Genomic DNA, 9,977 nt, shown 5'->3' with positions numbered 1-9,977 from the left:
GATCATCGTCTGCCATCACAAGGTGTCCACCTATTTTGGTGGACACCTCATGCATCAGAGCACTCAAAAGCAAAAGGTGCAGGGAAATTCGCGCTTACGTTGTTCCGACCACTGTCGCGGCCACAACCCATCCCTTCGAGGTCGGCTTTGCGGCGGTTGTCGTTGATGCATTCTCATAGACAGTCATCTCTTCTCCGTTGAAGTTGAGTGGCCCCGGCTGCGTTGAGAATTTTTTCCACGCGTAGTCTGTTGGGCAACCTGTTGCCCTGCGGGAACCATATATCAGTCCGTCACTATTGAAAAGGGCGCGGCTGTAACGACTAAAGCGAGGTGTGCTCATGACGAGCGCGCGAGGCCTACCGCTCCGCGCTGGACCTCTTCGTTCATTGACAAAGCACATTCAGTCGCCACGATGCTTGGGGAGACAAAAAATCGTGGAAATCTGGTCTGCCAGTCCGGTGATGAAGAATGATGAGCAAGAAGACAATTCGGACGACCAAATTCGAAGCGAGTGTTTCAGAGCAGCTGCCGGCGGGACGGATCGGCGCTCGTTTGCGTGCCTGGCGCCGGCCGCATACAACCTCTGTCAAATCTCAGCGCTTCCGAGCTGAGAGGATATCTCGCACTTCGCTCGCCAGTTGCCAGTACTCGACTTTCCGTCCTGAGGCTGGCCAGCGAGGATGAGCTATACGGTCGTACGCTTTCACCCCTCTCCGTTTTCTATGTTGGCCTCTTCGCTATCGTGCTATTTATGCTGGCCATCGGCTTCGAGCGAATGCGTCAAAATGCGGCGCGGTTACAAATCAAGTTCGTCGAGTCCAATCGACATAGAGCGGAGCTGGCCGAAAACAATCTCGCTCTCTCTCAAGAGATCAGGCGGCGCGAAGCCATTGAGGCCGACCTGCAGCGACAGAGGGAGGCTCTTGACAAGTCAAACTCTGAATTGCGCATAGCCGCGGCTGCTTTCAATTCTCAGGAGGGCATGATCGTCACCGATACCAAAGGCGTAGTCTTGAGTGCCAACCGCGCCTTCGTGGGCTTAACCGGCTATACGATCGAAGAATTGGTTGGACAAACCCCGCGACTGTTCCGGTCTCATCGGCGTGATGGCGAATTCTACCGCAGTATGTGGGGTTCCGTTCAAGCAACTGGCGGCTGGCAAGGTGATATGAGTCTCAGGACCAGGAGCGGCGAAAACTGCGCGCGCTGGCTGACTATATCTGCTGTGAAAAACGAAGCGGGCGAGGTCACCAACTACATCGGCTCGTATTATGACATTTCTAAACTGAAGCACGCTGAGGAAAAGATCCAAGAACTCGCTTTCTTTGACCAGCTAACAGGTCTGCCGAACCGCGTCCTGCTAATCGACCGCGTGCGCCAGGCCGTCAATGCGAATATCCGTAGCAAATCCTACGGCGCTTTGCTGTTCATTGATCTGGACAATTTCAAGACACTGAACGACTCGCTGGGTCACCACATGGGCGATATGCTGCTGAAATGTGCGGCTCAGCGCCTCTCCCATTGTGTGAGGGCGGATGACACAGTTGCCCGCTTTGGCGGCGACGAATTTGTCGTTCTTCTCGTCAATCTGGGTACACAGAAAGCAAAGGCCGCTGCCTTACAAGCGGAAGCGATAGGCGAAAAGATACTCGCAGCCTTCACCGAGGTCTTCCAATTCGATGCGTATGAATATCCCTGTACCGCAAGTGTTGGCGTGACCTTGTTTTCGACTGATGAGTGCAACGTTGACGAGTTGCTCAAGAGAGCCGATCTGGCAATGTACGACGCGAAAACGGCGGGGCGAAATGGCCTCCGGTTTTTCGACCCGGCCATGCAGACCATGATTACAGCCCGCGCTGCCCTCGAGACCGATCTACGAGAAGACCTTAAGAAGGAACGGCTTTTGCTGCATTACCAGCCGCAGGTCGATCACGAAGGAAGGCTGCTGGGGGCAGAAGCGCTGGCACGCTGGCCGCATGCTCATAAAGGGATGATTTCTCCTAGCGAATTCATCCCGGTCGCAGAAAGCACCGGCCTCATCCTTCCGCTCGGCGCCTTGATGTTGAAGACCGCGTGCCGTCAGCTGGCTCGCTGGTCAAGCGATCCGGCGACCGAACGCCTGACCATCGCAATCAATGTCAGCGCCCTGCAGATGCGTCAGAAGAATTTTGTCGAAGAGGTCCGCGCGATCATTGAGCAAACCGGCGCCAATCCCCATCGCCTCAAAATCGAACTCACTGAAAGCACATTAGTCAGCAACGTCGACGATGTGATCGCCAAGATGGGCAAATTGAAAGCGATTGGCATCGGTTTCAGCCTCGATGATTTCGGAACCGGCTATTCAGCGCTTTCGTATCTGAAGCGTTTGCCGCTTGACCAGCTCAAGATCGATCGCAGCTTCGTCAAGGACGTTCTGGTTGACTCTAACGACGCCGCGATAGCCCAGATGATCATAGCGCTTAGCAGAAGCCTCGGCCTTTCAGTCATTGCCGAAGGCGTCGAAACGGAGGAGCAATATGCGTTCCTGGCGCGACATGGACAGCTCAGTTACCAGGGCTATTTGTTCGGACTGCCTATGCCGGCCGAGGATTTCGTGAGTCTCGCCCGAGCCTTCTCGCCACGTCACGGTTTGAAGCGGGTACGCGGGTCGGTCAATCGGGCTTCCGCATAGGCCGTCGCCGGGAGACGCCAATTGCTGTTGTTTCTTGCTCGTTTTGAGTGGCGAAGCAGCCGTCCGAATGCAACCGACACAGTCAAAGCCCAATCGAGGCCATAGCGCCTGCTCGTGGTCCAAATCGGCCGCGCCCCGGCAATGTCGCGCCTGCTCGCATCATGTCGTCGATCATTCGGTGGTTCCTCTGGTTTCGTTGTTGCGTTGCGTGTCGCAACCCGATCCTACAGGAGAATTGCCAGTGGCCAGCGCAATGGCGCCCGCCTGCTACGGCGCTATTGGAGGCGCACGATGGGGTGGCTTTGCTCAACCGAGCTACACCACAACCGTGGACACGACCCGTACCACCGCTGGAAAGAATGGGCTTCCTGTCTCTGCGCAACACGCGCCGTCAGTCACTTAAGGCTCCGCTTTGGCCGAATGAGTCCGCGTACAATTGCTCAATTTTCGAAACTTCATCTTGAGTGAGCTCGGCAAATTCGTTCTCTCGTGCCCGCTTTGAAAGTCTTCCTTGATGCTGTCGCAGAAAGCCAAACAGGTTGTTGAGCGTTCGCTCGGGCATGTCGATGATGTTTTCGACTCCGGATCGGAACATATCGAAGTTGCGCAGGAAGCTCGTCTCACTCGGAAGGTCCAGCTCAATCGTCTGCCGTACACATTCGTACAGAAATTCCGCATGCGGGGTCGCGTCGAAGAAGCGGTAGAAATCGCCGGTGTCGTTCAAAACCTTCACATTATTCTTTGGGGCCGCTTCCCATTGAACGCACGGAAGTAGCCTGCCGGAATAGCTTTCCAGCACGCCTTTGTACTCGGTGATCCGCTCAAGAATCGCCGACGACACTGGAAAATGGACCCCAGCCGGATTAAATCCGCGCCGCGCGAGGACATGATGCATCAGATATCGATGGATGCGTCCGTTGCCGTCCTCGAATGGATGGATATAAACAAAGCCGAAGGCGAGCACCGCCGCCGCGATAATGGGATCGAGCTCGTTCTCGGCGGCGAGGTCGAATGCGATCAATCCTGCCATAAGAGAGGCGATGTCTTCATGCCTCGCGCTGATATGGTCCGGGATAGGGCGCTGTGTATCGCGGTCATGCTCTCCGATGAAGCCGCCTTCCTGCCGGAACCCGAGCTTCACGAAACGCTCGTCTCCGATGACGATGCCTTGCAGGCGCAAAAACTCCTGCTCATCGAGCGGCGCGCGTCCAGCCTCGCCGATGGCGCGTCCCCATCTTTGAATGCGATCCTGAGGCGGCCTTTCTCCCTCGATGATGTAACTGGACTTTGAATCTTTCAGCAGCAGAAAGGCGGCGGTACGCGCGAGCAAATCCTTCGGGACTTCGCTGACGACAGCGCGCGCGCGCTCCTTCCAGTTCTGCGCGAGAAATTGGTTCAGCGCGGCCGTCTTGAAAACGAGCGGACAAAATTCCGGGGTGCCGGGAAGGTTGTTGCGAACGCGATGCCGGGCGGAATTCGTGCCAATCCCTCCGAACTGGAGGTCGGTATCGATGGCGTCTACATATGAGACCTTGTCTGTAAGCGACAGATTCAGCTCGCGGCCAAGCAACCACTCGTACAGAAACCAGATGCGGCGTGTGTAAATTCCGGTCGGCTTCTGCCGGACAAGCTCCGCGATATCACCCTCATTGACGACGCGGAAAAGTCGCTTCAGGACGGAAAGATCGACTCCTTCGTTCTTGAGGGCAAAAGTCAGGTGTCCCTCAAGCGAGGCTTGGGGAGCATGGCGAGGCGTGTAGATCCGCCAACCATCCTGTTCAATGATGCGGTGCCGGGCTCCGATGGCCGAAAGGGTGCGGGGGACCGGCACGGCCAGCTTGTAAGTGTCGATGAGCGCGGCATAACCCGCGGGGACAGCGGGCCCAGGCAATCGCCTATCGTGAAAAACATTCACCGATCCTGAAAATTCTGCGCTCACTTACATTCCTCTGAAAAACATTTCCCGTCCTCGAATTTTAGTCACTGAGGGCTTGGATTTCGAAATTCCATCATACCACGTGAAAAATAGTCTCTCAACGGAATAATCATGAAAATGGTTCACTTTGGCACGGAGAACCCGGCCGCCATTACAGTAGCGGACCAGGTCGGTCCGGGATGGAACCGTCATGGCGCCGGTGGTCTGCCGACGTTCTGGTTTTCAAATTCGCCATCATTTTCATGACGTTCCGATAGGGCTGATTTTACGCTGAAGACGACGAATTCTCTTGGCATTCAGACGCGCTGCGATGCCCCGGCACGACCGCGGTCCAGCCAACCGCACGGCACGACCTGCGAGGCGCTGCCGCTCTTGAAGACCGACCCGGGCGTCCAGAAGCCGGCAGAGGCCACATCCTTGTCAATCGCGGCTCCGACCCTGACCGCAAGAGAGAGGCCGTCGCGGTGACATCGGGATGAGCAAGCGTGTTCGTCATGCTGGTGGGGTCCGCTTAGCTCGGCTCGCTGGCAGGCCCGGTCTTGACTGGCCAGCGTTTCGATCTCGCTCGATAGTCCCTCGATACGCCCATCCAGTCGATGCGAGTCTTCCGCTAAACCCTCGATGATGCGCAACATGCAAGGCGAAAAACATTGGCGCTAATTGCCAAGATACCGGGCAACTCGAACAGGGAATGTAGGCTTTGTCGCACACCATGCCTCGCTCCAGGAGGAACGCACGGGTCTGTTTGATGGACGGGTGCGCTGACCGACAAATCGACCGCGGACGCGGTGCAGGGCCTGGAAAGTCGAGTAGATCGGCAGTGTGACGCGCTGCGCGAGAACCCCGATAGAACTCCTCTTGTACTTCCGGTACCGATGGAGGTCGCGCCCGCTATTCTGCGACGTTTCCGGTTTGACTGGATGTCCGCAGCTCGGACTCACGCCACCCATCGTGGTGCCGCCCTCACGCGTGCCCAAGCCCGCGCCGCCAACGTAATCCTTGCATGCAAGGATCAATGCCGTCGCAGGCGCGCCGTCATTGCGGGCATGGTTGTTGTCGCCGCGACGTTCGCGACGACACAGCATCGCCTTCGACGAGGCCGCAAATCTGCACAGTACATTGCGAAATTTCGTGGTTCCCCAGGCTTGCGGCTCGGCGGAAGCTGGCCGGTAGTGGATATCAAGACCTTCTGGGGGGTGGATGGACGCGCAGACTTCCGTCAATTCCGGCGTCGCGCCTCGTTCTCTCACGCTTGCGAGGAGGCGCCTCCGGATCGCGCTGCTGCTTTGTGCGACGATGATCACGATCTATTTCGGCTTCATGGCATTGTTCGCATTCGACAAGCCGCTTGTGGGGACTGTGCTTGCGCCCGGACTGTCGCTTTGCATCGTGCTCGGCCCTCTCGTCATCATTTCATCGTTCCTGCTCTGCCTCATCTATGTGCTGTGGGCGAACCGGGTATTTGATGTCAGCCTTCGTGACCTCGAACGATAGGACCTCGCGATGGCCAACAACTCGCTCTCGATCGGCTTCTTCTTCGCATTTATGGTCCTGACGCTCCTGATTACTTACTGGGCGGCGCGGCGCACCCGTACCACGGAGCACTTCTTTGCCGCGGGCGGCGAGATCACTGCATAGCAGAATGGCTGGGCGCTCGCTGGCGACTTCCTCAGCGCGGCCGCGCTGCTCGGCATTGCCGGCGTTGTCACCTCGAATGGCTTCGATGGCATGGTCTACTCGATTGGATGGCTGCTCGGCTGGCCGATCATCCTCTTTCTGATTGTCGAGCCACTGCGCAATGTCGGGAAATTCACGTTCGCGGACGTGGTCGCCTATCGGCTCAGCCAAAAGCCGGTGCGGCTCGCCGCGGCGGTCGGTACGCTGGCGGTGATCCTGTTCTACCTGATCGCCCAGATGGTCGCGACCGGATCGTTGATCAAGTTGCTGTTCGGCCTGCCCTACACTTGGTCGGCGGCTTTGGTCGGTGCTGCCATGCTCATCTATGTGCTGTTCGGCGGCATGCTCGCCACCACCTGGGTGCAGGTGGTGAAGGCGGCGCTGCTGCTCGCTGGCGGAGTGATCCTGGCAATCCTGGTCCTGGGCATTTCGAAATGAACCCGCTCAAGCTGTTCGCCGCAGCGGCGGAGAAGTACGGCACAAGAGTGCTGCAGCCAGGTTCGAAGGTGGTTTCGGGGCAATGGGACGCGATCTCACTCGGCCTCGGGCTGATGTTCGGCACCGCGGCGATGCCGCACGTCCTGATGCGGGTATACACGGTTCGGGACTCCAAGGCCGCGCGACTATCGATACTTTATGCCACCGGGCTGATCGGCTTCTTCCACCTGATGGTGTTCATCATCGGCTTTGGGGCCATGGTGCTGGTCGGCCCGGAGGCGGTGATGAAAGCCGGCGGTGGCGGCAACATGGCTGCACCTCTGCTCGCCCTCACAGTCGGCGGCGACGCCTTCTTCGGTTTCATCTGCGCAGTTGCGTTTGCCACCATGCTGGCGGTGGTGGCAGGCCTGACGCTTTCCGGTGTGGCTACGTTGTGCCATGATGTCTGGACCAACGTCGTTCGCCACGGTACGGCATCGGAGGCTGAGCAGCTCAAAGTGGCGCGGATCGCCACCGTTGCCATCTCGGTGCTGGCAATCGTGCTCGGCATCACCTTCGAAGGCCAGAACGTCGCCTTCATGGCCGGGCTCGCCTTCTCCATCGCCTGTGCCGCCAATTTTCCATCACTGGTCCTCGCTATCATCTGGCGTCGCTTCACGACGCCAGCGGCCGTCGCTAGCATCATGATCGGCACGCTAAGCTCGCTGGTGCTCATTGCGCTGTGACCGACCATCCAGGTCGACGTGCTCGGTAAGCCGCTGGCGCAGGTGAGCGGCGCCTGGTGGTTCGTCTCGCTGCGTAACCCGGCCATCATCAGCATGCCGCTGTCGTTTGCCGTGGCGATCGCGGTGTCGTTGTTAACGCGGGAAACGAACGCGGATGGCCGCTTCGACGAGATGCAGCATCGCATCCTGTTCGGGCGCTCAAGGACGATGCCGCAATCGGCGGAGTGAACCAGAGCTGGGAATTCCGAATGGCATGCGCGGAACTGCAGATGCTCCTGCACAATTTCGCCGTTGGCCCTTCGAGCGTCAATGTTACGATTTTGAGCCGAACATTTTGACCAGGGGGACAGAAATGCGCGACGCCTCACATCAACATCGTTTCATCGGCAGCCTGTGCAGTTGCGGAGCGCCATGCTCCCGCGCAGCCGACTGTCGAAGAGGCCGTGTCCGAAAGCGTCCAGCAGGCACTTCTGCATGGCCTTTTCCCACAGCCGGTTTTGCGGCGGGAACTGCTTCGCACCGTTGGCGCCGGGGTGATCATCGGCGCTCTCTCCAGCATCCTGCCAATCGACACCTTGAAGGCAATTGCCCAGGAGCGAAGGCCTCTCGAGAAAACCAAGTTGGCTGTTGGCTTCCTCCCGATCACCTGCGCCGTTCCGCTGATCTACGGCGAAAGGCTCGGCAGCTACCGCAAGGAAGGTCTGGATGTCAGTCTGCAGAAGATCGCTGGTATCGCGCTGATCCGCGACAAGATGCTCAACGGCGAGCTGGACGTCTCGCAGCAGGTGATGCCGGTCCCCCTGACGATGACAGCCGGCCTCGGCGGTAACGTCCAGTCCATCAAGGTGCTGACCATCTTGAACCAGAACGGCAACTCCCTCGTCCTGGCCAACAAGCACAAGGACAATCGGGATCCCAAGAACTGGAAGGGCTTCACGTTCGCGGTCCCGTTCGAGCAAAGTCACCAGACCCTGCAGCTTCGCAACTATTTGGCTGCCGCCGGGCTCGATCCGGACCAAGATGTCAAATACCGCATCGTACCTCCGACCGAATACGTGGCGAGGCTTCGCGTCGGAAGCATCGATGGGTTTTTCGGCGGAGAGCCGGGCGGTCAGCGCGCGGTCTACGAAGGCGCTGGCTTCATTCATTTGATCTCGAAGGATATCTGGGATGGACATCCCTGTTGCTCTGTCACCGCCGCGGAAAGCTGGATCCAGCAAAATCCTAACAGCTTCATGGCGTTCTACCGCGCCATCATCGCGTCCAGCCTTCATGTCTCGAAGCCGGAGAACCGGGTCGGCATGGCGAAGGTGCTGTCAGAGCCGCAATATCTCAATGCTCCCGAAATCGTCCTCGAGCAGGTTTTGAGCGGCACGTATGCCGACGGCCTTGGCACCATCCGGAAAGATCCGCGGCGGGTTGATTATCAGCCGTTTCCGCAATATTCGGCAGCAGTTTGGCTGATGACCCAGCTCCGGCGCTGGAACATGCTAAAGGAGAATGTCGACTATAAGGTGCTCGCCGAAAAGGTGATGCTGGCGACCGATGCCGCTCGGATCATGCGCGAGCAGGGCGTGACGCCGCCAGCGGTCGGCTTCGGCACCGAAAGGATTCTCGGGAACGAATTCGATTCCAATAAGCCGCAGGACTACCTGGCTTCGGTCCGGAAGGGGGGCTGATGGAGGTGTCACGCCGGCTGCAGCAGCCCTGGGTATCCTCGGTCGCGATCTTCATCGTATTTGTAAGCGTGTGGGGCTGGTTCACCGCCGGTTCGTCGGGAGGTGTTAGCGCTGCCGACGCCGAATATGCCCGCCTTGCCGGCCAGAGCGCGCCGGGTCAGCAGGCCGGTGCGATCCCCTCACCGTGGATCGTCGCGGTCCGCGGCCGGGATCTGATCACACACGCCTTCGATCACGACAATCCCAACAATCTGGGCATCGCATGGCATCTGGCCTATTCCATGGGCCGCGTAGCACTGGGCTTCACGCTGGCCTTACTCGTCGCGGTGCCCCTAGGCTTCTTGCTCGGTCTATGGCCTGCTTGCCATCGCGCGTTGGATCCTTTCATTCAGATCCTGCGGCCGGTGTCGCCACTCGCGTGGATGCCGCTGGCGCTCTATACGTTCCGCGACAGCACCGTCTCGACGATCTTCATCATCTTCATCTGTGCGGTCTGGCCGATGTTGATCAGCACGGCAACCGGGACAGCTTCCGTGCGGGCTGAATGGCTGAACGTCTCGCGCGTATTCGGTCTTCCACGATTAGAGCATGTCACGCGCGTCGTCTTTCCCGCCAGTGTGCCTATGATCCTGTCGGGAATGAGGATCTCGATCGGTATCGCCTGGTTCGTCATCGTGGCTGCCGAGATGGTCGGCGCACAGAGCGGCATCGGGTACTTCATCTGGAACGAATGGAATAATCTCCAGATCGCGAGCATGATCGTCGCCATCGTCCTGGTCGGCGGCATTGGATTGGCGCTAGATATTTTGCTCAAGCGAATAGGCGAAAGCCTCAGCTTCCGGGAATAGGAC

The 9,977-nt window shown here is 58.4% G+C and carries 5 protein-coding genes and 1 pseudogene; 5 read left to right on the top strand and 1 reads right to left on the bottom strand.

The window, feature by feature from the left end:
* Window positions 1–751 precede the first annotated feature (751 nt).
* On the top strand, window positions 752–2,671 hold the full coding sequence (locus IVB36_RS19385; RefSeq protein WP_247392755.1) for an EAL domain-containing protein: 1,920 nt from the start codon (window positions 752–754) through the stop codon (window positions 2,669–2,671).
* 391 nt (window positions 2,672–3,062) lie between these two features.
* Here the strand turns inward: IVB36_RS19385 and IVB36_RS19380 are convergent, their stop codons facing one another.
* Window positions 3,063–4,610, bottom strand: a complete 1,548-nt coding sequence (locus IVB36_RS19380) for a Fic family protein (protein WP_247392754.1) — start codon at window positions 4,608–4,610, stop codon at window positions 3,063–3,065.
* 1,197 nt (window positions 4,611–5,807) lie between these two features.
* Between IVB36_RS19380 and IVB36_RS19375 the strand changes: the two genes are divergently transcribed.
* The 4 genes and pseudogenes from IVB36_RS19375 (at window position 5,808) to IVB36_RS19355 (ending at window position 9,974) form a co-directional block, all read left to right on the top strand.
* The gene (locus IVB36_RS19375) at window positions 5,808–6,101 is read left to right on the top strand and encodes a DUF485 domain-containing protein (RefSeq protein WP_247392753.1); all 294 of its coding nucleotides are present in this window, start codon (window positions 5,808–5,810) and stop codon (window positions 6,099–6,101) included.
* Between the two features lie 9 nt (window positions 6,102–6,110).
* Window positions 6,111–7,675: pseudogene (locus tag IVB36_RS40460) on the top strand (cation acetate symporter).
* 215 nt (window positions 7,676–7,890) lie between these two features.
* Window positions 7,891–9,126, top strand: coding sequence for a CmpA/NrtA family ABC transporter substrate-binding protein (locus tag IVB36_RS19360; protein ID WP_247392751.1), 1,236 nt, complete (start codon window positions 7,891–7,893; stop codon window positions 9,124–9,126).
* Between the two features lie 68 nt (window positions 9,127–9,194).
* Window positions 9,195–9,974 (top strand): ABC transporter permease, encoded by a 780-nt coding sequence (locus tag IVB36_RS19355; RefSeq protein WP_247392750.1) that lies wholly within the window; start codon window positions 9,195–9,197, stop codon window positions 9,972–9,974.
* Window positions 9,975–9,977: the final 3 nt, after the last annotated feature.

Origin of the sequence: Bradyrhizobium sp. 35, assembly GCF_023073215.1 — a bacterium.
Lineage (GTDB): Bacteria > Pseudomonadota > Alphaproteobacteria > Rhizobiales > Xanthobacteraceae > Bradyrhizobium > Bradyrhizobium canariense_D.
This window is presented reverse-complemented; position numbering and strand designations above follow the sequence as displayed.

Coding starts and splice junctions, on each gene's coding strand:
- IVB36_RS19375 (WP_247392753.1), top strand. CDS start 5,808: ATGGACGCGCAGACTTCCGTCAATTCCGGCGTCGCGCCTCGTTCTCTC.
- IVB36_RS19385 (WP_247392755.1), top strand. CDS start 752: ATGCTGGCCATCGGCTTCGAGCGAATGCGTCAAAATGCGGCGCGGTTA.